Annotated in this window: 23 protein-coding genes; 6 read left to right on the forward strand and 17 right to left on the reverse strand. The window is 64.9% G+C overall.

What is annotated here, in order from left to right; all coding sequences use genetic code 11:
* Positions 1 to 302: 302 nt before the first annotated feature.
* The 5 genes from OIE68_RS27365 to mftA all read right to left on the reverse strand — a co-directional run bounded on the left by OIE68_RS27365 (position 303) and on the right by mftA (position 6,526).
* Positions 303 to 1,658, reverse strand: a complete 1,356-nt coding sequence (locus OIE68_RS27365) for a GAF domain-containing protein (protein ID WP_327093947.1) — start codon at positions 1,656 to 1,658, stop codon at positions 303 to 305.
* Between the two features lie 129 nt (positions 1,659 to 1,787).
* Positions 1,788 to 3,215 carry a mycofactocin system GMC family oxidoreductase MftG gene (mftG, locus tag OIE68_RS27370; protein WP_327093948.1) on the reverse strand — a complete coding sequence of 476 codons (1,428 nt, stop codon included), beginning with the start codon at positions 3,213 to 3,215 and terminating at the stop codon, positions 1,788 to 1,790.
* Between the two features lie 42 nt (positions 3,216 to 3,257).
* Positions 3,258 to 4,658: a mycofactocin biosynthesis glycosyltransferase MftF gene (mftF, locus tag OIE68_RS27375; protein WP_327093949.1), complete on the reverse strand. Its 1,401-nt coding sequence runs from the start codon at positions 4,656 to 4,658 to the stop codon at positions 3,258 to 3,260.
* A 231-nt stretch (positions 4,659 to 4,889) separates the two neighbouring features.
* Positions 4,890 to 6,437 carry a mycofactocin radical SAM maturase gene (gene mftC, locus OIE68_RS27380; RefSeq protein WP_327093950.1) on the reverse strand — a complete coding sequence of 516 codons (1,548 nt, stop codon included), beginning with the start codon at positions 6,435 to 6,437 and terminating at the stop codon, positions 4,890 to 4,892.
* A gap of 14 nt (positions 6,438 to 6,451) precedes the next feature.
* On the reverse strand, positions 6,452 to 6,526 hold the full coding sequence (gene mftA / locus OIE68_RS27385) for a mycofactocin precursor MftA (RefSeq protein ID WP_245720762.1): 75 nt from the start codon (positions 6,524 to 6,526) through the stop codon (positions 6,452 to 6,454).
* Positions 6,527 to 6,897: 371 nt separating this feature from the next.
* Here mftA and mftR2 point away from each other — a divergent pair, with 371 nt between their 5' ends.
* The gene (gene mftR2 / locus OIE68_RS27390; protein ID WP_327093951.1) at positions 6,898 to 7,536 is read left to right on the forward strand and encodes a mycofactocin system transcriptional regulator MftR2; all 639 of its coding nucleotides are present in this window, start codon (positions 6,898 to 6,900) and stop codon (positions 7,534 to 7,536) included.
* 43 nt (positions 7,537 to 7,579) lie between these two features.
* Positions 7,580 to 8,635, forward strand: a complete 1,056-nt coding sequence (locus OIE68_RS27395; protein ID WP_327093952.1) for a ferredoxin--NADP reductase — start codon at positions 7,580 to 7,582, stop codon at positions 8,633 to 8,635.
* Between the two features lie 80 nt (positions 8,636 to 8,715).
* On the opposite strand, the gene OIE68_RS27400 is transcribed toward OIE68_RS27395, so the two are convergent.
* Genes OIE68_RS27400 through OIE68_RS27410 form a run of 3 tightly spaced genes read right to left on the reverse strand, consistent with a single transcriptional unit; the run spans position 8,716 to position 11,472 of the window.
* Complete coding sequence (locus OIE68_RS27400; protein WP_327093953.1) at positions 8,716 to 9,465, reverse strand: DNA alkylation repair protein; 750 nt, start codon at positions 9,463 to 9,465, stop codon at positions 8,716 to 8,718.
* Positions 9,452 to 10,213, reverse strand: a complete 762-nt coding sequence (locus OIE68_RS27405) for a glutamate racemase (RefSeq protein ID WP_327093954.1) — start codon at positions 10,211 to 10,213, stop codon at positions 9,452 to 9,454. Before OIE68_RS27405 ends, OIE68_RS27400 begins: the two co-directional genes overlap by 14 nt.
* Before the next feature lie 29 nt (positions 10,214 to 10,242).
* Positions 10,243 to 11,472 carry an FAD/NAD(P)-binding oxidoreductase gene (locus OIE68_RS27410; protein WP_327093955.1) on the reverse strand — a complete coding sequence of 410 codons (1,230 nt, stop codon included), beginning with the start codon at positions 11,470 to 11,472 and terminating at the stop codon, positions 10,243 to 10,245.
* A gap of 227 nt (positions 11,473 to 11,699) precedes the next feature.
* On the opposite strand from OIE68_RS27410, the gene OIE68_RS27415 reads away from it, so the two are divergent.
* The 3 genes from OIE68_RS27415 to OIE68_RS27425 all read left to right on the forward strand — a co-directional run bounded on the left by OIE68_RS27415 (position 11,700) and on the right by OIE68_RS27425 (position 13,990).
* Positions 11,700 to 12,056 carry an SPW repeat domain-containing protein gene (locus OIE68_RS27415; protein WP_327093956.1) on the forward strand — a complete coding sequence of 119 codons (357 nt, stop codon included), beginning with the start codon at positions 11,700 to 11,702 and terminating at the stop codon, positions 12,054 to 12,056.
* Positions 12,056 to 12,685, forward strand: coding sequence for a helix-turn-helix domain-containing protein (locus tag OIE68_RS27420; RefSeq protein WP_327093957.1), 630 nt, complete (start codon positions 12,056 to 12,058; stop codon positions 12,683 to 12,685). Before OIE68_RS27415 ends, OIE68_RS27420 begins: the two co-directional genes overlap by 1 nt.
* 117 nt (positions 12,686 to 12,802) lie before the next feature.
* Entirely contained in the window at positions 12,803 to 13,990 is a 1,188-nt protein-coding gene (locus OIE68_RS27425; RefSeq protein WP_419150808.1) for a lipase family protein, read from the forward strand.
* Here the strand turns inward: OIE68_RS27425 and OIE68_RS27430 are convergent.
* The 9 genes from OIE68_RS27430 to hppD form a co-directional block, all read right to left on the reverse strand.
* Positions 13,987 to 14,796 carry an alpha/beta hydrolase gene (locus OIE68_RS27430; RefSeq protein WP_327093958.1) on the reverse strand — a complete coding sequence of 270 codons (810 nt, stop codon included), beginning with the start codon at positions 14,794 to 14,796 and terminating at the stop codon, positions 13,987 to 13,989. The two genes, OIE68_RS27425 and OIE68_RS27430, sit on opposite strands and share 4 nt — an antisense overlap.
* Positions 14,797 to 14,960: 164 nt before the next feature.
* Entirely contained in the window at positions 14,961 to 17,054 is a 2,094-nt protein-coding gene (gene fusA, locus OIE68_RS27435; RefSeq protein ID WP_327093959.1) for an elongation factor G, read from the reverse strand.
* A 260-nt stretch (positions 17,055 to 17,314) separates the two neighbouring features.
* Entirely contained in the window at positions 17,315 to 18,505 is a 1,191-nt protein-coding gene (tuf, locus tag OIE68_RS27440; protein WP_327093960.1) for an elongation factor Tu, read from the reverse strand.
* Positions 18,506 to 18,657: 152 nt separating this feature from the next.
* Entirely contained in the window at positions 18,658 to 20,760 is a 2,103-nt protein-coding gene (fusA, locus tag OIE68_RS27445; protein WP_327093961.1) for an elongation factor G, read from the reverse strand.
* Between the two features lie 139 nt (positions 20,761 to 20,899).
* Positions 20,900 to 21,370, reverse strand: a complete 471-nt coding sequence (gene rpsG / locus OIE68_RS27450) for a 30S ribosomal protein S7 (RefSeq protein WP_040739280.1) — start codon at positions 21,368 to 21,370, stop codon at positions 20,900 to 20,902.
* 1 nt (position 21,371) lies between these two features.
* On the reverse strand, positions 21,372 to 21,746 hold the full coding sequence (gene rpsL, locus OIE68_RS27455) for a 30S ribosomal protein S12 (protein ID WP_019049359.1): 375 nt from the start codon (positions 21,744 to 21,746) through the stop codon (positions 21,372 to 21,374).
* Between the two features lie 447 nt (positions 21,747 to 22,193).
* On the reverse strand, positions 22,194 to 22,751 hold the full coding sequence (locus OIE68_RS27460; protein WP_327093962.1) for a DUF3558 domain-containing protein: 558 nt from the start codon (positions 22,749 to 22,751) through the stop codon (positions 22,194 to 22,196).
* Between the two features lie 11 nt (positions 22,752 to 22,762).
* On the reverse strand, positions 22,763 to 23,290 hold the full coding sequence (locus OIE68_RS27465) for a DUF3558 domain-containing protein (protein ID WP_040695838.1): 528 nt from the start codon (positions 23,288 to 23,290) through the stop codon (positions 22,763 to 22,765).
* A gap of 127 nt (positions 23,291 to 23,417) precedes the next feature.
* Entirely contained in the window at positions 23,418 to 24,626 is a 1,209-nt protein-coding gene (hppD, locus tag OIE68_RS27470; RefSeq protein WP_327093963.1) for a 4-hydroxyphenylpyruvate dioxygenase, read from the reverse strand.
* Between the two features lie 159 nt (positions 24,627 to 24,785).
* Between hppD and OIE68_RS27475 the strand changes: the two genes are divergently transcribed.
* A complete protein-coding gene (locus tag OIE68_RS27475) occupies positions 24,786 to 25,310 on the forward strand; it encodes an Lrp/AsnC family transcriptional regulator (protein WP_327093964.1) in 525 nt (174 codons plus the stop codon).
* Positions 25,311 to 25,345 lie beyond the last annotated feature (35 nt).

Here is a 25,345-nt window from a genome sequence, read left to right on the forward strand (position 1 = left end):
GCGGGGCATGCGGACACCCGCGCGGGATCGAAACAGATTGCGCCCCGCGTGCGCCTAGCTCTTGATCGCTCCTCCAACGTCGCTGCCGCGGTGCGGGCGCCGCGGCGGTGTCAGCTACATCACACGGATGTGATCCGCATTGCGAACATTAGGCGCTTCGTTAATAAAAGGGAACTTTTTGCACTAAAAAAAGTTGGTCGGCCGTCCAGCGTGCTCAGCTGGGCCGACATAGCTGGGCAAAGCTGTGTCCGCGACCACAATTCGGTCGCGAATGTGAGCCACAGCACTTTCGGATGTGCAGACTATGAGCGGGAACGTTGCATCCGCGTTGCATCGGCGCCGAGCCGCCGATCGAGCACCCGAATTTTGGCCTCGATCTGCGCATACAGCGGCGAATCGCGATCTACGGTCGCCCGGTACGCGACCCAGGCCGCGGCATCGTCGCGCCCTTCCGCACATGCGGTCCATCGACGCAGCACCGCGGCGTCACCGGAACCGAGGACCGCGGCGCGCAGCCGGACCCGAAGTTCATCGCGGATATCGATAATTCCCGGCGCGGTCGAGCGTGGCAGCACCGGACCCGCATACAGGCGTAATGCGGTATCGACAGCACCGGAATCGAGCGCGGCCCGCAGCGCCTCGATATCAGTTGCGATATGCACCCGCAACCGATATGGGCGCGAACCGAATACGTTCGGGCCGACCACCGCGCGCAACCTCGACATGGCGGCGCGGATGGTGCCGTTATCCAGATCCGTGTCGTCGAGCAGCAGTGCGAGATGGTCCGCGCCCAGCCCCTCTGGATGTTCGGCGAGTAGCAGCAGAATTTCGGCGTGCCGCTGCGACAACGGAACTCGATCACCCGCGACGGTCAGCAGCGGCTGTCCGAGCCCGAGCACATCCAGACCCAACCGCGCCGCCGAGATTTCACCGGTCGAACTCACCGCCCCGTGCTGACCAGCACGCATCGCGGTCAGCAGCAGATCCATTTCGGCCGCGGTCGAGGTCGCCTTCACCAAGGCCAGAATCTCCGGCTTCGCCACCCGCACGCCCCCGGCGATCATCAGCACCCCGACCAGCCTGCCGTCGGGATCGTGCACCGGCGCCGCGGCACCGGTGATCTGATGCATCCGGTGCAGAAAGTGTTCGGGCCCATGGATCCACGCGGCCCGCCCGGTGCGCACCACCAGGCCGACGGCATTCGTGCCGATGCGGCGTTCGCTTAGATCATCGCCCGCGCGCAGACCGATTTCGGCGGCGGCATCGACCTGATCGGGATTGCCGTGCACCCACAGCACCCGGCCGAACTGATCGGCGACCGCGACGATCAAACCCGTTCTGGCCGTGTCCTGTACGAGCAATTTGTCGATCAGCGGCATCAATGCGGCAATCGGATGTGCGTCGCGGTAGCGCTGCAGATCCGCGCCGCGCAGGCCCCGCCCGTCGAGCGGATCCATCGGGTCGACGCCGCCGCGCACACTGCGCAACCAGGATTCGAGCACGACGGGACGCAGCAGACCGGCAAGCTGCGACAGCTGCTCACCACCCGCGCTAAGATATCCGTGTGCTTGTGCGGCATAGGCTTCCAGTGCGCCGAGCTGAGTGCCGGGTTCGACGCCGTGCCGTGGGGGCCGCCCACCTGCAAGATTGCTGACCATTTGCCTTTCTTTCCGCCCCGAACTGTACCGGCGCGCATAACTCGGACAAGGGCGGTTGCCTTCGTTTGTCCGCCAGGTCACACCACATTCAGACCTCGCGCAAATGTGACCTACCCATCTTCCAGGCCCCTAGGTGAGGTACTCGGCGACGCGTTCGGCAATCAGTACCGTCGTCGCCTGCGGACCGCGACTCAGCGGCACCGGAACAACGGAAAGATCCACCACGGATAAACCGGTCGTGCCGTGCACGCGGCACTGCTCATCGACTACCGCGCGTTCATCATCCGCACCGCCCATTCGGCAGGTGCCCGACAGATGTTGCGAAGTAGCCAGATTCGCGTGCAGCCACGCGTCGTCCGGTATCGATTCCGGCGCGTGCACCAGTGGTATCGCGTGCAATATCTCGCGCGCCGCGGTAACCGCCTCCCGTAACCGAATCCGATCCGCTGCCTCGGATAAGTAGCGGTAATCGATGTGCGGCGGCACGGTCGGATCGGCGGAGCGGAGTCGGAGGACACCTTCGGAATGCGGGCGCATGAGCGCCACACCCAAACGTTGGGTATACGGGGTAAACGTTACGGCGTACGGACGGATTTCGACATCGTCGAGTTCCAGCACATATTCCAGCGGGATGCCTTCGGCAGTCGAGTGCGACGGATCGAAGCGGTAGTCGATGCCGATCTCGGGGTGATCGCTGAACCCGGCGCCGACGGGCGCGGGATGCACCACCGGAATATCCAGCGCCCGAAGTCGTTCCGGATCGCCGATACCCGAGCGCAACAGCAGCGCCGCGGATTCGATTGCGCCCGCGCACAAAACGATGCGATCCGCGTCGAGTGCGCCCGGCTTGCCCTCGTGCATGTAGTCCACCCCGATGGCGCGCGTGCCGTGGAAACGGATGCGGGTCACCAGCACGGCGCTGGTCACCGTGAGATTCGGTCGCGCGAGTGCGGGTGCGAGATATGCCGATCCGGTGTCGACGCGCCTGCCATCCTCGATATTCCACGGCACCGGCCCGAAACCATCGGTCGGACCTGTGCCGGGCACTGCGTTCAGATCAGGTATGAGCGGAAGGCCGAGTGCCGTACATGCCGAGCCGAATTCGCAGCTCAGAGGCGCGGGAACAGCGGTGCGACGCACCGGTATCGGGCCTGTCGTACCGTGTCCCGGCTGGTCGCCGAAGTCATGATCGCGCTCGAGTCGGCGATAGGCGGGCAAGACCGCGTCGAAGGACCAGCCGTCGAGTTCCTTACTCCACGCGGCGAAATCCGCGGCCGTCGCCCGCACGAAGTAGCCGCCGTTGACCGCACCCGATCCGCCGATCACCTTGCCGCGCACGATATTCCCGGTGACCTCACCTGCCAACGTGACAGGGTATCGCCACACCCACGGTGATTCGTGCCCGATCGGCATCCGAGTCGCATCGAGCAGTACCGCAGGATCGGTCGAAACCGGCCCCGCCTCCAGCAGCCGCACCCGATGCTCCGGGTCCACGCTCAGCCGGGCCGCAAGTACACACCCGGCCGAACCACCACCGATGATCAGTGTGTCGATCATCTACATCAGCTCATCGGGTGATACAGCCATTACACGTTCGATTCAGCTCCGGGGCGTACTCGGCTTGAGCGATTCCAGGCTGCGCGCGCGGAATGCGCCCAGCCACAAGCCCGTTCCGTAGGCGATATCGTCCATCCGCTTGTAGGCCACGTAGCGGAACGGGTCGAGCCCGCCCGCGTCGCGATGGGTGAACCAATCGGCCAGACCGTCCGCCACCGCCATGGTGACCGCGATGCGCCGGACCCGCCGGGAAAGAATCATCGCCAACATGGTGACCGGCCAATAGTGCCGACACATCGCCGAGGCCAGTCGCCAGATACCCGCGAAGTAGCCGCGCGCCAGATAGATCGCCGCGATCCTGGTCGGGTTGTCCAGTCCGGTGAAGACCCGGCGTAGTCGGGCCAGCGCGGTCACCAGGGTGATGAGTCCGCCGAGCAGTCCCCCCTTCGTCAGCGTGGCGAACAGCATGGTCGCGACCACCGTCCAGAACGGCACCGACAGCGGCGTCACCATGCCCGCATGCCGCTCGCCCAGCGGCGCGGCCCCGGTGCCGTAGAACAGCTTGCGACCGAACCACGCGCGGAACGAGATTCGATGATCGTGCGCGACGTGCGCCGCAGGCTCATAACGCAGCCGCCACCCCGCCTGCTCCAGCCGCCAGCACAGATCGACGTCCTCGGCCACCTGCATCGTCTCGTCGAACCCGTCCTGCACGAGCAGCGCCCGGCGGCGCACCAGCATGGCCGCGCTGGGCACGTACGAGACCAGTCCGCGCGACTGCACGGCCGATTCGCGCCGACCGAGATCGAGCGAGGATCGGGTGTGCTCATAGCGCGCGAGCGCGTTCGACTCCGGATCCAGCGCGACGATCCGCGGCGCGACCAGCGCGACCTCCGGATCACTGAAGTGTCCGAGCATCACCTCGAGCCAGCCGCTGCGCGGGACCACATCGGAGTCCAGGAAGGCGACGAAGTCGGTTGTCGCGGCCCGCAACCCGGCATTGCGCGCGGCGGCCGGGCCCTGTCTGCGGTCGTGGCGCAGCACGGTCACCCGGCAGCGGGTGCCGCGGTTGCGCGGGATCTCGACCGGCTGATCCGAACCGTCGTCGACGACGATCACATTGTGTCCGCGCAATGCCGCGAGCAATCGGGCGAGGCCGTCGGCATTGTTGTGCAGTGGCACGATCACGGTCACATCGTCGAGGGACGGCAGCAACCGGGGACGCGGATTAGCGACGCCGGAGTCGAGCAGCCGTCTGGCAACAACGGCGGACTTCGGGCCGGTGACCTCGAGGTACCCGTCGCCGATCATCTCGGCGGCCTCCGGGGCAAGTCGCAGCAACCGGGCGGGTGAACCGCCGATCAGGATGCGTCCCCCGGAGTATGCGCGTACCCGTGGATCGATCCGCACCCCGAATCCGTCGGGCAGGCGATCGTGGCGCATTCCTGGCATGTTAGGCGGTGATTCGAGCATTGGCACCATCAGTCCGGAAAAAAGGATGGAATTCCGCACGAATGCGCCCGTGTGGCGCAAGAACTCCCGCCGAATCGTGTCTTCGGCGGGTCGCAAGCGACTCGCCGAAGACAGCTGGCAACGCGAGGGCAATCATCGATTTGCCGCTCGATAGCCATCGCCGATCAACGGGATAGCGCATGGCCAGCTACCGGCCCGACATCAGTTCAGCGGACTTTCGTCGCAGGCCCGCGCGGGGCGCCGCTCCGGCGACAGGCGTTCGGACGCGGGCCGAGATACCGACAGTGTCAGCGGAATCGGGCCCGACTTACGCGAGCCGGGTCGGCTCGGCGCAATGCGCCGGGAGTGGTCCACCGACGAGCGCGGAATCATCCGCCCGGCCTCGGCCAGCGCCGCCTCGCCGTAGCCCTGGACGCATTCCGGATCCGGTCCGTCGGCGGGCAGGCCGGTGAAGAACTTCGCCGCCATGCAGCCACCGCGGCAGGAGTCGTAGTGCGCGCAGCCGGAGCACGCACCGCCGCCGCTTGGCTCGCGCAGTTCGGCGAAGAGGTCCGATTCCTGCCACACGGTGCGGAAACCGCCGTCCGCCACCACATTTCCGGCGAGGAACTTGTCGTGGATGGCGAAGGGGCAGGCATAAACATCGCCGAGCGGATCCACCAGGCAGACCACCCGGCCCGCGCCGCACATATTCAATCCGGGCAGCGCCGAACCGAAGGCGGAGAGATGGAAGAACGAGTCGCCGGTGAGCACACCCTCGCCGTTGCGCACCAGCCAGTCGTAAAGCACCCGTTGCTGTTCCGGCAGCGGATGCAGGTCGTCCCACACATCGGCGCCGCGTCCCGACGGCCGCAGGCGGGTCAAACGCAGTGTGGCGCCGTACTTGTCGGCGATCGCCTTGAACTCGTCGAGCTGGGCGATATTGTGCCGGGTCGCGACCACGGAGAGTTTCGCGTCCGTGAATCCCGCGGCCGCCAGATTCTCCAGCGCCCTGATCGCCATGGCATAGGAGCCCGGCCCGCGCACGGCATCATTGACCTCGGCGTCCGCGCCGTCCAACGAAATCTGTACGTCCACATAGTCACTGGCGGCCAGGCGCGCGGCGACCTCGGGCGTGATGCGAACTCCGTTGGTGGAGAACTTCACTCCGACATGATGCGCGGTCGCGTAGTCGACGAGCTCCCAGAAGTCCGGGCGCACAGTGGGTTCCCCGCCGCCGATATTCACATAGAAGATCTGCATGCGCTCGAACTCGTCGATCAGCGCCTTGCACTGCTCGGTGCTCAGCTCGCGCGGATCGCGGCGGCCCGAGGACGACAGGCAGTGCACACAGGACAGATTGCAGGCGTAGGTCAACTCCCACGTCAGGCAGATCGGTGCGGCCAAACCGTTTTCGAACTTATCGATCAGTCGCCCACCGGTGACGGTCGACGGCTGCCCGGCGAGCGGCAGCGGCGCGACCGCGGGGATCGGAGCACTGCCCGGCGCGGCCTGCCTGATCATGTCGGAGTCGGCCAGCTGATCCAATGCCCGAACATACTGTCCGGCCAGGTCATCCGTCACACCTGCGGCATGCAGGGCCGCGCGTGCCGAGACATGCGCTGGCAGCGACCGCACGATCTCGAGTATCCGCGGACTCTTCAGAAACGAGAGCTTGCGGGTGCCGAAGTGGTAGAGCAGCGCACCGAAGGACTCCGGCCGCAGCGCCACCCGCGGATGCAGCTCCCATCGGGTATCGAGATCCAGCATGGTCGCAGCGCCTGTCAGTAGACGCCGCACATACCGTCGATGGAGACCTCTTCGATGAGGGTCTCCTCGACCAGCGGCGCTTCCTCGATCGAACGGGACTCGGCCGCCCCGATCCGTCCGGTGTTGTCGGTATCGGTGTGTCCGATGGATCCGTACTCCGGCATGCCTACCTCCGAGATGTGACCGGGTTCCGCGGCCACTGCTGTAGCCGTCATCACACAATAACGTCATGAGCTGACAAAATGGAACAGGGAATGCGCAGCTCCCGCTCAACGCCCGTGCGGACGCACGCCGACCTACTCACAGCCGCGCGTTCTAGACTGCGGGTGGCAAGCAGCTGAACAGGACGTGACGGGCGATTCGACCCGCGGTGTTAGAGGTGGCATGGGAGTCGGACGAATGCAGACGAGCGGGGGCGGCAATACCCCGCGGTGCGAGCTCAAGGCCCGGAGGCGGAAGCTTGCGTAACCACGTAGGGCCTGGGAGCACCGCAAGTAGGACACTGTCGGAGTCCGAGATCGTCGAGGCCGCGTTGCGGGTGGTACGTGAGGATGGTGTGGAGAAGCTGTCGATGCGACGGCTCTCCCGTGAGCTCGGCGTTTCCCCGATGGCGCCGTACTACTACGTCGCGGATAAACGCGAGCTGCTCGATCTCGTCGCCACCGCGGCGCTGACCGGAGTGCGCAAACCACCGGCCGATTCCGGACCGTGGCAGCAGCGGCTGCGCGATCTGATCGACCAGATCGATGAGAAGCTGCGCAAGCATCCCGGACTCGGCGATGTGCTGATCGAACAGATGCTGGGCAAACAGCTCGACCTGATCGCCGCGATCATGGAGATCCTCTTCGAGGCCGGTTTCAACGATCGCAATGTGCTCGCCGGGTACGCGACGATCCACACCTACCTGTTCGGCCGCCGCCGGGTGAACCCGAGAGAGCCGCAACCGCTGGCGGATATCGCACTGCCCGAGTCGGTGGCACGAGCCACCAAATACATGCCCGACCTGCGCGGAAAGTACGCCTACGACTTCGGCATGGAAGTGCTGATCGCGGGTCTCGAGGCCCAGCTTGTCCGTCAGCCCGATCCCGACGTACGATGAAACTGAAACACGTTCTAGTTTTGGTTCGGTTCGAGAGGACGAGATGACCATCGTCGAGGTTCCACACGGTTCACGTTCGGTCGTGCTGCGGGTAGCCGCGGTCATCACCGAGACGCCGGATACCTGTTCGCTGGTCTTCGACGTCCCCGACGACCTGCGTGAGCGTTTCAGCTATCAGCCGGGCCAGTTCCTCACCCTGCGCATCCCGAGCGATCTGACCGGGTCGGTGGCCCGGTGCTATTCGCTGGCCAGCTCGCCGTACACCGACGACAAGCCCAAGGTGACCGTCAAGCGCACCGTGGGCGGCTACGGGTCGAACTGGGTGTGCGACAACGTCAAAACGGGCGACGCGATCGAAGTGCTGCCGCCCTCCGGCGTTTTCACGCCGAAGGATCTCGATGACGATCTGCTGCTGTTCGGCGCGGGCAGCGGCATCACACCGGTGATGTCCATCTTGAAGTCGGCACTGGCGCGCGGCTCCGGCCGAATCGTATTGGTCTACGCCAATCGCGATCACGAGTCGGTGATCTTCGCGGGCGAGCTGCGCGAATTGGCCGAGAAGCACCCGCAGCGACTCACCGTGATCCACTGGCTGGAGCACCTGCAGGGACTGCCGACCGCCGACGGTTTGGCCGCCCTGGTCGAGCCTTACACCAGCTATCACGCCTTCATGTGCGGGCCCAAGCCGTTCATGGACCGGGTGCACGACGCACTCGGCCGGCTAGAGGTGCCGCGCTCGCGCACCCACGCCGAAGTGTTCAATTCCCTTGCCGGAGACCCGTTCGCGGATCAGGCGCCGGTCGAGGTGACCGACGAGGAGGCGGCCGATGCGGCCACCGTCGAGGTCGAACTCGACGGCGAGGTGCACGAGCTGAAGTGGCCGCGCAAGCAGACTCTGGTCGACATCATGCTGTCGAAGGGTCTGGATGTGCCGTACTCCTGCCAGGAGGGCGAATGCGGTTCCTGTGCGTGCACAGTACTCGAGGGCAAGGTCGAAATGGACAATGCCGAAATCCTCGATCCGGAGGATATCGAGAACGGCTATATCCTCGGCTGCCAGGCGCATCCGGTCACCGATCACCTGCGCATCCAATTCTGAGCTCCTGTGGGCGCGACCCCCACATCCCCGAAACTGCGGGGCTACGCCCCTTGGATCTCCGGTCGGGCGGGCGCAATCCTTTACAGTTCGCGATAGTGGACGCGTAAGGCGGGATCGAGGCGTTCGGTCGCGTAACTCAGTGCGGTGCGGCCCATTCGCGTCGCGTGCTTGTCGAGGAAGCCGGTGAGCAGTCGCTCGTCGATGCGCTTGCCGATTTCGCGCAGCATCCAGCCGAGCGCCTTCTGGATCAGGTCGCGGCGGTCGTCGAGTAGCTGTTCGCCGAGTTCGAAGGTGGTCGAGGCATCGCCCGCCTTGATGAACGCGAAGGTTGTCAGCAGCGCTACCCGACGCTCCCAGAGCGAGTCCGCGCCTGCGAGTTCGAAGAGCAGGTCGCGGGGTCGGTCGAGTAGCCAAGGGCCGATGATGTTTTCGGCGGACACGTCGACCAGATCCCAGTTGTTCACCCGGCCTCGGCGCACCGCGGCGAGGTAGAGCTCAACCATTGCCGCCTGCGCATTGATATCGAGCGTGCGCGGTTTGGCCGCCTCGGCGAATTCGGCGTTCAGGATGATCAGCGCGGCCAGGCGGTCCTCGTGCACGGCACTGTTCAGCAGTGTGTCGATCTCGTCGAGCGGAAGTGCCGCAAAGCGTTTCGCGATCGATCGCGTGACGGGCACGCGCACACCGAGGAAGACATCGCCCTCGCCGTACTCGCCGGGCCCGGTCTTGAAGAACCGCTGCAAATGGATGGCATCGGCCGGGTCGGCGACCTCGGCCAGCGCCGCATGCACATCGGCGGCGGTCGGCGGCGCCGCGCTACTCCTGGGCACCCAGAATCCGCCCCGACTCGAAAGCCGCCGCGCTGGTGGGTAATTCACCCGGCCGACCGCTGTTCAGCACCCGCACCTCACCATTGCCGGTGGTCGGCCGGTCGAGCGCCTCCATCCGCCGAATCGTCTGCGCCGCAACGGCTTGCGCACTGTCGAACAGTCGCACGCCGTCCGGCAGTGCGGCCACAATCGCATCGATGACCAGCGGATAGTGCGTGCAGCCGAGCACCACACCCTCCACATCGTCCGGCGTCTGTTCGGCCGCGCGCGCAATCGAATCACGGGCCGCGACCAGATCACCGCGATCGATCGAATCCGCCAGACCATGGCAGGCGATGCCGGCCACCTTCGCATCGCCGCCGAAGCGGGCGATCAGATCGGCCTGGTATCGGCTGGCCGTGGTCGCGGCGGTCGCCCACACCGCGACCGATTTGCATACCGCCGCGGCGGGTTTGATCGCAGGGACCGTGCCGATTACCGGAATACCGGGCCCGACCTCGGCGCGCACCTCGTCCAAGGCGGTGACGCTGGCCGTATTGCACGGCAGCACGAGCACTTCCGCGCCGAGCCGCACCGAGCTCCGCGCGGCGTCGACCACCCGGTCGGTCACCCACTGTTCCGGCTTGGGACCCCACGGCGCGCCATCCGGGTCCAACTGGAGTAGCAGGTCGACATCGGGCCGCAGCTTGCGCAGCCAGGCGGCCGTGGGCAGCAACCCCAGCCCGGAATCGATGAGCGCGACGATCACCCGACCACCGTATTACAACGGAACAATCGCTACGGCTGGGCGGCCTCGAGCAGGTCCGCGATCGGCGCACCCGCGGCGATCTTCGCGCGGACCTTCATCACCTGAGCGGTCTTTCCCGCGCCGACCACGCCGGTCAGATTGCCGTTCTGCGAGTAGTAGGCGAGGAACTTGCGGCCATCATCGGAGACGATGTGGATTTCGTCATCGGCATTCGGGGTGCCGAGCGCCTGGATCTTCACGTCGTACTGATCGCTCCAGAAGTACGGCACCCGCGCCGCGGTCGGCGGTTCGGCGCCCAGCAGCGCACACGCCAGCAGCCGCGCCTGCTCACCGGCATTGGTCCAGTGCTCGACGCGCTTGCGCTGACCGGTCTCGTGCAGCCATGCCGACACGTCGCCGACCGCCCACACACCCTCGACCGAGGTCCGCCCCACCTCGTCCGCGAGTACCCCGCCACCGGCCGACGGTTCGGCGAGTGCGATACCGGAATCGGCGAGCCATTCGGTCACCGGCCGGGAACCGACACCGATGACCACCAGATCGGCGGCCACTTCGCTGCCGTCGGAGAGCCGGGCGCCGCGGACTCGGTCGTTGTCGGAGACGAAGGTGTCCAGGCCGGTTTCACAGCGCAGATCCACGCCCTCATCACGATGCATGCGGGCGACCAGCGCACCGATCTCGGCGCCGAGCACCGAGGCCAGCGGCGTCGGCTGCGGTTCGACGAGTACGACCTCGACGCCGCCGGCCCGGAAGCTCGCCGCGAGTTCACAACCGATGAATCCGGCCCCGACCACCAGCGCGGTACCCGCACCGGACAATTCGTCGCGCAGTGCGGCGGCGTCGGCATAGCCACGCAGAACATGCACGCCCTGCAGATCGGGCAACCCGGGCAGACGACGTGGCCGCAGGCCGGTCGCGATGATCAGCTGGTCGTAGTCGAGCGTGCCGCCGTCGGCCAGGCGCACCTGGCGGGCGGCGGTGTCGACGCCGACCGCCTCGGTATTCAGCCGCAGGTCGATCTGCTTCTCGTCGAAGAATTCGGCGGGGCGCAGGGTGGTGTCGTCGGTTTCACCGCGCACGAACTGCTTGGACAACGGCGGGCGATCGTAGGGCAGCCGCGACTCCTCGCCGACGAGGAGCAACTCACCCTCGTACCCGGCGCGGCGCAATTCCTCCGCCGTGCGCAAACCGGCCAGACCAGCTCCGATGATCACAATCGGCCCGGCTCTGTTGATGGTTCGCTCGCTGCGCTCACTCACGCGGACTTCCCTTCGTCGTGCCTGGCAGGCGCCGGGTCGAGTTGGCATCCGTCACCGAGGGTGACGCAGCTAACCCTAACCTTTGCTTGGGCGCGAATCGCCGTGACGGCCGTCACCCTGCAGTACCCGACCGATCGGTACGCAATCGTATCCATACCTATATTGATCGGGCGGTCAATCAGAGTTAGATCTGAGTAAGGAGAACAATTCAGCCTGAGGAGGCACCCATGTTCACCGAAAGTCGCGCGCAGGACTTCCTAGCCGTTGTGCTGGGCGTCTTTACCGCGCTGTCACCCCTGTGGGTGACCCACAACGACAACGCCATGTGGACGCTGATCGTGCTCGGCGTGCTCATCGCCCTCACCGGCCTCGCGCAGATGTACCGGGCGACCCTGACGGCCGCCGACTACGCGATGGGCCTGTTCGGCGCGTTGCTGTTCATCTCCCCATGGGCGATGGACTACACCGACTACCGCGGCGCATCCTGGACCGCATGGGTAGTGGGCGTGGTGACGGTAGTGGTCGCGGTGGCGGCGCTGCCGACGGTGTCGGGCCGGTTGCACGACATGGCGCCGCATCACTGATGCAGATGCCGAAAGCCCGGCGAGGCGGGCGTCGTCGTAGCGCGAAAGTCGACGGCGACGCCCGTCAGCTCATTCTCGATGCTGCAGAACGACTCTTCGCGGCACAGGGATTCGACGCGACCGCGACAGCGGCTATTGCCGAAGGCGCCGGTGTTCCCAAGGGTCTGGTCTTCTATTACTTCCCCACCAAGGATTCGATCCTGTCCGTACTGATGGCCGAGCGGGTGCCCGCCCAGCCCATCGCCGATATCGGCACCGTGGTCACACCAGGCGATCCGGCGGCCAGTCTGATCAATCTCGATGCCGCGCTCAATCTGCGCGATCACCATTCGTCGGTGCTGCGCGTGATCATGTGGCGCGAGGCCGATACCCATCCCGACGTGCGGCGTCAATTGCGCCGCCTGCGCGATCAACTGCTCGACGTCACCGCTCGGGTGCTGCAGGCAAGCGCGCCCGGCCCGGTCCAGCCCGGCACGTTGCGCGCGTGTGCCGCGGCCTGGGTTTCGGCGATGTTCGCCATTGCCAGCAGCGATCGGCTGCATGCGCTCGACGGACTGCCGCTGCCGACGGCGGATGAAATCTGCAATGTCGCCCAGGTTGTCGCGGCGGGTATGACCCAACTCGGCTGAGCACCGAATTCTGAAAGACTTCGCCTTCTCAATGCGGATGCACGGTGCGTGATACAAGTTCCAGTTGTGGAGATCAATCGAATCCTTCGAGATCTCACCGGTCTCGCGACGCGCGCAGTGATTGTCGGCCTGCTGGTCGGCGCTTCGACGACAGTCCTGAGCGGTACCGAGGCCCAGGCCACACCGATTTATCCGGACCCGGATCCGGACCCTTTTTATGCGACGCCACCCGATCTGGCGAATAAGAAACCAGGTGACGTGCTCGCGACGCGGCAGTTGCCGCCTATATTGATCTTTCCCGATACCACCGTCACGCTGATCAAATTCCGTTCGACGAATTCCACCGGCCGACCGATCGCGGCGACGACCACGGTGTTGACGCCGCGCTCACATCAACCCGATGGGCCGGTGCTGTCCTATCAGCACATCATCAACGGCCTCGGGGCGAAGTGCGCGGTTTCCCATGTGCTGTACACCTCCGATCCGAATCTGCAGGTCCGCGAGGCGATATTGCTCAACGCCCTGCTGCTGAGCGGGTGGAGCATCGCGCTGCCCGATCACCTGGGACCGACCTTCGCCTACGGTGCGGCCCGGCTCGGCGGCCAGATCACCCTGGACGGGATTCGCGCCGTGCGCCGGGTTCCCGAACTCGCCGCCGCACGCAGCCGGATCACGATGGCCGGATATTCCGGCGGCGGTATGGCCACCGCATTCGCCGCCGCGATGGCGCCGAAGTACGCACCGGAACTCGAGATCGCGGGCGCCGCGACCGGTGGCGTACCGATGAATATGGTGAAAATGCTGGAGGGGGTCAACTTCAATCCGCATCCGGCGTTCGGACTGCTGATGGCCGCCGCTATCGGGCTGGAACGGGAATATCCGGACCGCTTTCCGATCAGCAATTATCTGAACACACGCGGGGTGGCGGCACGCAAGGCCATCGCCAACGGCTGCACCAATGAAATCCTCGCCACCGGCGCGGGGCACAACGTCCGGGATTACGCGAGCAGTATGACGATGATCAGTGATCGCAACGCCAGGGCCGTGGTCGAGGAAAACAGTCTGGAACTGTTCGAAGGGATCCCGAAAATACCGATATTCGAATGGCATTCGCCCAGTGATCCGCTCATCCCGACCGATTCGATCCTCAATGTCAACCGCCGCTACTGCGCGGCCGGAGTGCCGCTACAGGCCGAACTCACCTACTCCCCCGAACACCTGAGTGCCGCCGTCCTCGGCATCCCCTCGGTGCTCTCCTGGCTCGCCGCGCGCTTCCGCGGCGAACCAGCGCCGAGCAACTGCTAGTCGGCGAGAAAGGCGACGACGTCGGGAACGAACCGCTTCACGACCCCGATATGCGTGGTTTCCGGGTAGATGATCAAGTGCGAGTCCGGGATTCCGTCGGCGGTGCGACGGAAGGTCTCGGTGCTGTAAGCGCCGTCGCGGTCGCCGCCGAGGACGAGGGTCGGCGCGGTGATATCTCCGAGCCGACCGGCGAGGTCGAAGGAGTCCTCGGCACGGATGAAAGCCAGCGTGTCCGCCGGATTCTTCGGGCGTGCAAGAGGATCGGCCAGCCACATACTCGCAGCGGCGATGCGCTGCGCGATCGGCGAGGTGGAACCGACGGCGGCCATATGGTGCAGTGCGCGCCTACCCGCATAGGCCGCTTCGCCATAGGCCAGTTGCGCCGCGCGGGTGGCGTTTTCCAGAGTGTAGCCAGACGAGGCGATGATCAGCCGGCGCACCGCGGCAGGTCGATCCGCCGCGAGTTGCAGCGCCAGCGATCCACCCGAGGAGACGCCGAGAACATCGACAGGCGTACCGAATTCGGCCCACAATGCGTCCGCGTGCTCGGCGGCGATATCGGCCATCGTCGTCCCCTCGGCCATACCGGGCGCGCGGTTCACCGCGTACACCCGAAAATGCGCCGCGAGCGGTGCCAACGTCTTGATTTCGGACTGCCGCATCCACCCCGTCGGATTGGCATGATCCGGAGTGAACCACCGCAGGAAGACCAGCGGGCGCCCAGCTCCGAGCGCGAGATACGGCATACCGTGCGCCAACGTCCCCTCGGTGACGTCGAGCGCGCTGGCCAGCACCGAACTCCTCATTGCATCCTCCGATCAACCGGTCTTTACCCCTTTTGCCCGACGTTAACCAAAGTGGCCGCGACACGCGATGACCACCGACGTCATGGACAGGAATACCGTTCCCCGGCAGGACGCACGGAAAACCCGGGCGGCGCCGCACCTTTCGATGCGGCGCCGCATTTCGTCTAGGCGGTCGCGATGATCTGCTTCGACACGGCGGCCGGAACCTCCGCGTACGAATCGAACACCATGGAGTAGTTCGCCCGGCCCTGGGTCTTCGACCGCAGATCACCGATATAACCGAACATCTCCGACAGCGGAACCAGCGCCTCCACGACACGGGCACCGCCGCGTTCCGCCATGGCCCGGATCTGACCACGGCGCGAATTCAGGTCGCCGATGACCTCACCCAGATACTCCTCCGGCGTCACGACCTCGACGGCCATTACCGGTTCGAGCAACACGGGATCGGCCAGCTCGATCGCTTCCCGCACCGCCTCGGCAGCGGCGGAGCGGAACGCGAAGTCGGACGAATCCTTCTCGTGCACAGCGCCATCCAGCAGCAGCACCCGCACGTCGACCACCGGATACCCGGCGAGCACGCCGGACTGCACGGCATCCTGGGCCCCGGTATCGACCGATGGAATGAATTCCTTCGGCACCCGGCCCCCGGTCACCCGGCTCTCGAACTCGTAGCTCGCGCCGTCGGCGACACCGAACGGTTCGACCGCGATGATCACCTTGGCGTACTGGCCGTTGCCACCGGTCTGCTTGCGCAGGGTGTACTCGTGCCTGGATACGGCCTTGGTGATCGTCTCTCGATAGGCCACCTGCGGCTTGCCGATATTCGCCTCGACCTTGAACTCCCGGCGCATCCGGTCGATCAGGATATCGAGGTGCAGCTCGCCCATACCGCCGATGACGGTCTGGCCGGTCTCCTTGTCCAGTGTCACCGAGAAGGTCGGATCCTCCCTGGCCAACTTCTGGATCGCGATACCCAGTTTCTCCTGATCTGCCTTGGTCTTCGGCTCGATGCAGACCTGGATCACCGGATCCGGGAAGGTCATGGACTCGAGCACGATCTGGTGCCGCGGATCGCACAGGGTGTCACCGGTGGTGGTGTCCTTCAGCCCGATCACGGCGTAGATATGCCCCGCCCCGGCCTCGCCGACCGGATGCTCCTTATTCGAATGCATCTGGAACAGCCTGCCCAAACGCTCCTTTCGTCCCTTGCGTGGATTCACGACCAGCGCACCCGTTTCGACGCGGCCCGAGTACACCCGCAGGTAGGTGAGCTCGCCGAAGAACGGGTGAGTGGCGATCTTGAACGCCAGCGCCGCGAACGGTTCGTCCGCATCGGCGGTGCGCCGGATGACCTCGGCCTCGTTGCCCGGCGCGTGACCGATCGCGGCACCGGTGTCGAGCGGTGACGGCAGGTAGTCGACCACCGCGTCGAGCATCGGCTGCACGCCCTTGTTCTTGAACGCCGAACCGCAAAGCACCGGATACACAACGGAATTCACCGTCAGCGCCCGGATGGCACCCTTGATCTCCGCCACCGAAAGCTCCGCGCCGTCGAGGAACTTGTCCAGTAGCGCGTCATCCGATTCCGCGACGATCTCCAGCAGCTCACGGCGATACCGTTCGGCCCGCTCATGCAGCTCCGCCGGAATCTCGACAACCTTGTATCGGGCCCCGAGTTCCGTTGCACCGGACCAGATCTTGGCATTCATCTCGACGAGATCGATGACACCAACGAAGGTGCCTTCCGCACCGATCGGCAACTGGATGACCAAAGGTCGTGCGCCGAGCCGCTCTTCGATGGTCCGCACGGTGAAGTCGAAATCCGCACCGAGCTTATCCATCTTGTTCACGAAACAGATCCGCGGCACGTCGTACCGATCGGCCTGCCGCCACACCTGCTCGGACTGCGGCTCGACACCTTCCTTGGCATCGAATACCGCCACAGCACCGTCCAGCACGCGCAGCGAACGCTCCACCTCGACGATGAAATCCACATGGCCCGGAGTATCGATCAGATTGATCTGATGCCCGCCCCAGAAACACGTGACCGCGGCCGAGGTGATCGTGATGCCCTTCTCCCGCTCCTGCGGCATCCAATCCGTGGTCGCACCCCCGTCGTGCACCTCACCGATCTTGTAGGTGGCACCGGTATAGAACAGAATCCGCTCGGTAGTAGTCGTCTTACCCGCATCGATATGCGCCATGATCCCGATATTCCGAACCAGGCCGAGCTCACCGAACACACCACGCGTCATGGGAATCCCCACTCCATCAACTAGATTCGTCAATTTCTGACGCTCGCCTAGTTGTTGCGCTCCGGTGACGGCACGAGCATCCCCCGCGGCGCCGCCCCACGCCCGTAGACGCTCAGCCGAACCTACCGCGCACGCGGACGCACTGGAAACATGCCCTCATATGTACCGGCACCGCCCGCCCCTGTCGATCGAATTTCCCCCGAAATGCCGAACGGCGCCGCCCCTTCCGGGGCGACGCCGTTCGAAAGCGATTCAGGGAATCACTTGATGATCTTCGTGACACGACCGGCGCCGACGGTGCGGCCACCCTCGCGGATCGCGAAGCGCAGACCCTCGTCCATGGCGACCGGCTGGATCAGCTTGACGGACATCTCGGTGTTGTCACCGGGCATGACCATCTCGGTGCCCTCGGGCAGAGTCACAACGCCCGTCACGTCCGTGGTACGGAAGTAGAACTGCGGACGGTAGTTGTTGAAGAACGGGGTGTGGCGGCCGCCCTCGTCCTTGGACAGGATGTAGGCCTGACCCTCGAACTCGGTGTGCGGGGTGGTGGTGCCCGGCTTCACGACAACCTGGCCACGCTCGACATCTTCGCGCTTGATACCACGAACCAGCAGACCGACGTTGTCACCGGCCTGGCCCTGGTCGAGCAGCTTGCGGAACATCTCGATACCGGTGACGGTGGTCTTGGTGACCTTCTCGCGGATGCCGACGATCTCGACTTCCTCGTTCACGTTGACGATGCCGCGCTCGACACGACCGGTGACGACGGTGCCACGACCGGTGATGGTGAACACGTCCTCGACGGGCATGAGGAACGGCTTCTCGGTCTCACGGACCGGGTCCGGGATCGACTCGTCGACGGCGTTCATCAGCTCGACGATCGACTCGGTCCACTTCGGGTCGCCCTCGAGCGCCTTCAGACCGGAAACACGCACGACCGGCGCGTCCTCGTCGAACTCCTGGGCGGCCAGCAGCTCGCGGACCTCCATCTCGACGAGCTCGAGGATTTCCTCGTCGTCGACCATGTCCGACTTGTTCAGCGCGACCAGGATGTAGGGCACGCCGACCTGACGGGCGAGCAGCACGTGCTCACGGGTCTGCGGCATCGGGCCGTCGGTCGCGGCGACCACGAGGATGGCACCGTCCATCTGCGCCGCACCGGTGATCATGTTCTTGATGTAGTCGGCGTGACCCGGCGCGTCGACGTGCGCGTAGTGGCGCTTCTCCGTCTGGTACTCGACGTGGGAGATGTTGATCGTGATACCACGAGCCTTCTCCTCCGGCGCCTTGTCGATCTGATCGAAGGCAAAGCTCTCGTTCAGATCCGGGTACTTGTCAGCCAGCACCTTGGTGATCGCTGCGGTCAGCGTGGTCTTGCCGTGGTCGACGTGACCGATGGTGCCGATGTTGACGTGCGGCTTCGTCCGCTCGAACTTCGCCTTCGCCACTTTGGTGTCCTCCTGGACTTGTTGGTGCGTGCAGTTGCAGCAGTGCGGTTTACAAATTGGGGGTCGTGCTGACTCCCGGCTAGGTGGAGCAAGTGCTTGCGGCTTGCCCCCGAGGGACATGCTGCAAGTCTTGCACTTGCTCCACCGGGGTACTACTCGCCGGTCGCCTTGGCGATGATCTCCTTCGACACGTTGGCCGGAACCTCCGCGTACGAATCGAACACCATGGAGTAGTTCGCCCGGCCCTGGGTCTTCGACCGCAGATCGCCGATGTAACCGAACATCTCCGAGAGCGGAACCAGCGCCTTGACGACACGGGCACCACTGCGTTCCTCCATGGCCTGGATCTGGCCACGGCGGGAATTCAGGTCGCCGATCACATCGCCCATGTAATCCTCGGGCGTGATGACCTCGACCGCCATGAGCGGTTCGAGGATCACCGGACCGGCCTTACGGGCCGCTTCCTTCAGGGCCTGCGAGCCAGCGATCTTGAAGGCCATTTCCGACGAGTCGACGTCGTGGTAGGCGCCGTCGAGCAGCGTGACCTTCAGGTTCACCAGCGGGTAGCCCGCGAGCACACCGTACTGCATGGCATCCTGCGCACCGGCGTCCACCGAAGGGATGTACTCACGCGGCACGCGGCCACCGGAGACCTTGTTCTCGAACTCGTAGGTCGCGCCGTCCTCGCCGACAAACGGCTCGAGGGCGATGATGACCTTCGCGAACTGGCCGGAGCCACCGGTCTGCTTCTTGTGGGTGAACTCGAGCTTCTCGACCTTCTTGGTGATCGTCTCGCGGTAGGCCACCTGCGGCTTACCGACGTTCGCCTCGACCTTGAACTCGCGCCGCATGCGGTCGACGAGGATGTCGAGGTGGAGCTCGCCCATGCCGCCGATGACGGTCTGACCGGTCTCCTGGTCGAGCTTGACCGAGAAGGTCGGGTCCTCTTCGGAGAGACGCTGGATCGCGGTGCCCAGCTTCTCCTGGTCGGACTTGGTCTTCGGCTCGATGGAGACCTGGATGACCGGGTCCGGGAATGTCATGGACTCGAGCACGATCTGGTTCTGCGGATCGCACAGGGTGTCACCGGTGGTGGTGTCCTTCAGGCCGATGACCGCGTAGATGTGGCCGGCCACGGCCTCGCCGACCGGGTTCTCCTTGTTGGAGTGCATCTGGAACAGCTTGCCCAGCCGCTCCTTCTTGCCCTTGGTCGAGTTGATGACCTGGGCACCGGAGTCGACCTTGCCCGAGTACACGCGCACGTAGGTCAGCTTGCCGAAGAAGGGGTGCACGGCGATCTTGAAGGCGAGACCGGAGAACGGCTCAGCGGTGCTGGCGTCGCGGTGGATGATCTCGTCTTCCTTGCCCGGCACGTGACCGTCGGTGCCACCGTCGTCCAGCGGCGTCGGCAGGTAGTCGATCACGGCGTCGAGCATGGGCTGCACGCCCTTGTTCTTGAACGCCGAACCACACAGGATCGGGTACAGCTCGGAGTTGACCGTCAGCTTGCGGATGGCGCCCTTGATCTCATCGATCGTGAGCTCTTCGCCACCGAAGAACTTCTCCAGCAGCGCCTCGTCGGATTCGGCGACAGTCTCCAGGAGCTCCTGGCGGTACTGCTCGGCCTTGTCCTTGAGGTCGGCCGGGATCTCTTCGATCTCGTACTTCTCGCCGAGCTTGGTCTCGCCCTTCCAGACCTTGGCGTTCATCTCGACCAGGTCGACGATGCCCTCGAAGGTGTCCTCAGCGCCGATCGGCAGCTGGATGACCAACGGCTTGGCACCGAGACGGTCCTTGATGGTCTGCACGGTGAAGTAGAAGTCCGCACCGAGCTTGTCCATCTTGTTGACGAAGCAGATCCGCGGCACGTCGTACTTATCGGCCTGACGCCACACCTGCTCGGACTGCGGCTCGACGCCCTCCTTGCCGTCGAACACCGCAACGGCGCCGTCGAGCACGCGCAGCGACCGCTCCACCTCGACGGTGAAGTCGACGTGCCCGGGGGTGTCGATGATGTTGATCTGGTTGTCGTTCCAGAAGCATGTGGTAGCCGCGGAGGTGATGGTGATACCACGCTCCTGCTCCTGCTCCATCCAGTCCATGGTGGCGGCGCCATCGTGGACTTCACCGATCTTGTAGGTGATGCCGGTGTAGAAGAGGATGCGTTCGGTTGTGGTCGTCTTGCCCGCATCAATGTGGGCCATGATGCCGATGTTGCGGACCTTGTTCAGGTCGGTGAGCACGTCCTGTGCCACGGAAATCTTCCCCGCTCGTAGCTAGTTGGGATTTTCGGGGACGACCCTGTGGTCGTCTCTATGTCAACGCCGGAAGCGGCAGGTTAGTGCCGCTTTCCGACTGTGCCTCCCGACCCGGAAACGACGGGCCGGGCAGACGTCACCAGCGGTAGTGCGCGAAGGCCCGGTTGGACTCGGCCATCTTGTGGGTGTCCTCACGGCGCTTCACCGAAGCACCCAGACCGTTGCTGGCATCGAGGAGCTCATTGGCCAGACGCTCGACCATGGTCTTCTCGCGGCGAGCGCGGGAGTAGTTGACCAGCCAGCGCAGGGCCAGCGTGTTGGAGCGGCCCGGACGGACCTCGACGGGCACCTGGTAGGTGGCGCCACCGACGCGGCGGGGCTTCACCTCGAGGGCAGGCTTGACGTTGTCCAGCGCGCGCTTGAGGGTGACGACCGGATCGGTGCCGGTCTTCTCGCGCGCCTGCTCCAGCGCGCCGTAGACGATGCGCTCGGCCGTGGACTTCTTGCCGTCCAGCAGGATCTTGTTGACCAGCTGAGTGACCAGCGGCGACCCGTAGACCGGGTCGTTGATCAGCGGACGCTTGGGTGCGGGGCCCTTGCGTGGCATATCAGCTCTTCTCCTTCTTGGCGCCGTAACGGCTGCGGGCCTGCTTGCGGTTCTTCACACCCTGCGTGTCGAGCGAGCCACGGATGATCTTGTAGCGGACACCCGGAAGGTCCTTCACACGACCGCCACGAACGAGCACCATCGAGTGCTCCTGCAGGTTGTGGCCCTCGCCCGGGATGTAGGCCGTGACCTCGACCGCGCTGGTCAGGCGAACACGCGCGACCTTACGCAGCGCGGAGTTCGGCTTCTTCGGGGTGGTGGTGTACACGCGGGTGCACACGCCACGACGCTGCGGGCTCCCCTTGAGGGCCGCAGTCTTGGTCTTGGAGACCTTGTCGCGACGACCCTTGCGGACCAGCTGGTTGATGGTTGGCATAGACCGGCTTTCCTTAATTAGTTAACGCGGTGTCTGGAACTTCATGTCTGTGTTCAATTCGCGATGCTCGTGGGGCCCTCGTGGTCACGCTCCGCTACCTCCTTCGGGCCCGTCACTCCCATCGCCGTGTTCAATTAGCAGCGCTCTCGGGACCCTCCGTGGTCACGCAAGCTACCGCCTCCGGGTCCGTCGTTCACGCTGCGGTCATCGAGCTTTCACTCGCACGTCCGGCCACGTTTCTCGCGTCCCGAGGTCGGGCGTGTCGCACGCAAGACATATCCCGAATTCCGGGCACGCCGGAAAGGTCAGCCGCTCTCGCTGGCTTACGTTTGCGCACGAACCTGCCCGCATGCTTCCGGGCACAGCGGTCCACGATACTCGTGACCGCGACACAGGGTCAAAGTGGGGTCGGTTGTCACACCCTACGGGCCATTACCACCTGCCAGGCTACCGCGCCAGATTCAGCGTCAACTCGACCAATTTCTGGGCGCCCGCGCACGGATCGGGATGGCCGCCGGGATGATAGTTGATCCACCAGCCGATGATGCCCGTGTCGGCGGCGCCCGCACTCACCCCGCACGAGTCGGGATCGTTCGGACGCGTCGTCTTCAGACCGCGCCGCCCCTGCACGGTGATGTTCTCGGTGTTGTAGCCGAGCTTGTCGTTATTGGACTTCTCGTTGTTCAGCGAGCCTTCCTCGTACCAGTTCAGGGTCACCATGGCCGAGCCGCCGGGCGCGTCCTCGACATCCCACATGCACACCGCGCCGTTGAAGGACGGGGAAACGACCGTCGCATTGCCGACCGCCGCACCGATCTGGTCGAGGCCGACCACCTCGCATTCGCGCAGCAACTTGTCGAAATTGGTATTGATCGTGGTGGTGCCGCTGCCGCCCGCCGGATGCGCCGAACCCTTGACGGTCTTGCCGCAGCCGCCCGCGGACATCGCGACCGCGAGCACCGCGGCGGCGACGGCCGCAACCCGCAGACCAGGACGTGAACTCATCCGCATTCCCCTCACTGCAGCCGCTGCACGGTCAACTCGGCCAGCTTGCGGGTCCGGTCACACGGATTGCCCTGCTCGGAGAACAGTCCGTAGGACATCGACCATTCGAAGAAATCGTCATCGAGCTGCACCGCGAGATCACAGACCGAACCGCTGGGATCGAGTGCCTGGAAGCCCTTGCGGCCACCGACATCGATTGTCTCCGGATCGCGCCCGACATTGGAGACCCAGGCCTTCTCGCGATCGATCGGGCTACCCCGATAGGACGCGAAAGTCACACTCGGCGAAGCGAGTCCGGCGGATTGGAAGTTGCAGCCGACCGAATTCCGGTTGACCCGCGCCAGTTGGCTCAACCCGGCGATATCGCGCACCTCTTGATCGGTGACATGACCGCACTCACCAACGAACGGGCCGAGCGTCGCGACCTTCGGCGGCGGACGCAGCGGGGCGTTCGAGGAATCGGAGTCACCGTCCGAGCCGCAGGCCGACAGCGTCAATGCCAAGGCCAGACCGGTGATGATCGCCGACGGGATCCGCATGCGATGAACTCTACTGAAATCTTGGCCGCGCGGGCGCGGCGTGTTCGCGGCCCCCTGGTGTCTCGCGAACGGGTCGCTCGTAAGACTCGCCCCGTCGTGGCTGGTAGTGCGGTGATCGGCCGTGCGGCTAAAGGTTTCCGCGCGCGGCTTGTTCGCGCTCTATCGCCTGGAACAGGGCCTTGAAGTTGCCCTTGCCGAAGCCGAGTGAGCCGTGGCGTTCGATGAGTTCGAAGAAGACGGTGGGGCGGTCGGTGAGCGGTTTGGTGAAGATCTGCAGCAGGTAGCCGTCTTCGTCACGGTCGACCAGGATGCCGCGGCGCTGCAACTCGCGCACCGGGACGCGGACGTGACCGATGCGAGCGCGCAGTTCGGGATCGGAATAGTAGGTGTCCGGCGTTTCGAGGAATTCGACGCCCTCGCGACGCAATATATCGACGCATTCGAGGATGTCGCTGGTGGCCAGCGCGATGTGCTGCACGCCCGGGCCGCGGTAGAATTCCAGGTATTCGTCGATCTGAGAACGCTTCTTACCCATCGCGGGTTCGTTGAGCGGGAACTTCACCCGGTGATTGCCATTGGCCACCACCTTGCTCATCAGCGCCGAGTATTCGGTGGCGATATCGTCGCCGACGAATTCGGCCATATTCGTGAATCCCATGACGCGGCGGTAGAACTCGACCCACTCGTCCATCATGCCGAGCTCGACATTGCCGACGACATGGTCGATGGCCTGGAACAGCCGGGTCGGAGTGCCGACGCGGGGCTGATATCCGGAGCGACGGGCGACATATCCGGGCAGATACGGCCCGTAGTACTCCGAGCGGTCGATCAGCGTATGCCTGGTCTCGCCGTAGGTGGCCAGGGCGGCCGAGCGGACGGTGCCGAATTCGTCTGTGTCGTCATGTGGTTCGACCAGGACCGTCGCGCCGTGCGTCCGTGCCCATTCGATGCAGCGGTCCACATCCGGAACCTCGAGCGCGATATCGACAATGCCGTCGCCGTGCCGATCGTGGTGTGCGACCAGCGGACTGTCCGGGGCGACCGCGCCGCTGACAACGAATCTGGCCGCACCGCTGCGCAGCACATAGGCCTTGTGATCGCGGTTGCCGGTCTCCGGCCCCGAGTAGGCCTCCAGCCGCATGCCGAAGGCGGATTCCAGGAAGTGCGCGGTCTGGGTCGCGTTGCCGACCACCCAGACCAGTGCGTCCCAGCCGATGACCGGGAACGGATCGACGCTGTCGTCGTGATCGACCAGCCCGACCAGGCGGCGCAACTCACCGTCGGAGGGCAGCGGGCCGCTCTGTCGCTGGGCGTTCCGCAGATGCTCGATGGTCATGATCCAAGGAAATCGCCACCCCCTCGGATAGGCAACATCACCGATTTCGGTTAGACACTATGGCGAAATCGGCTAGCAAGTCACCCCTGATGCTGGACAATTTGAATAGCATCACAAGTGACCCGCACTACGCCGGTCGCGCCCCGAACGGAGGCCGTCATGTCGCGCACGCCCGCGAAACTCGATGAACTCGATCTCGCCATCCTCACCGCGATGCACGAGTATCAGAAGGCGGGCATTCTCGAGCTGTCCCGGCGCACCCGGGTCGCCAGGGCCACCGTCCAGTCGCGCATCGGGCGGATGGAGGAGTCGGGCGTCATCTCCTCCTATGATCCGCAGATCGATGTCACCGCAGCGGGTTTCGATGTGCAGGCCTTCGTCACCTTGGAGATCGCACAGGGTGCGCTGGATGTGGTGGCGGCCGAACTCGACGCGATTCCCGGTGTGCTGGAGGCATATGCGACCACCGGCTCCGGCGATGTGCTGTGCCGGATCGGCGCGGATTCACATGCCGGACTCCAGGCGGTGTTGTTGAGCATCGACCGGACGAGTTCGGTGGTGCGCTCGCACAGTGTGATCGTGCTGTCGACGGTGGTCGCGCACCGGACGCTGCCGCTGTTGCGCACGCTCACACCGACCGGAACGACGAAAGCGCCCGCGTACCGGGACAACCCGGAGGGCTGAATCCATCTAAGCTCGTACTTCCTGTGTCACCGAGT

Source organism: Nocardia vinacea (assembly GCF_035920345.1).
Taxonomy (GTDB): Bacteria; Actinomycetota; Actinomycetes; order Mycobacteriales; family Mycobacteriaceae; genus Nocardia; species Nocardia vinacea_A.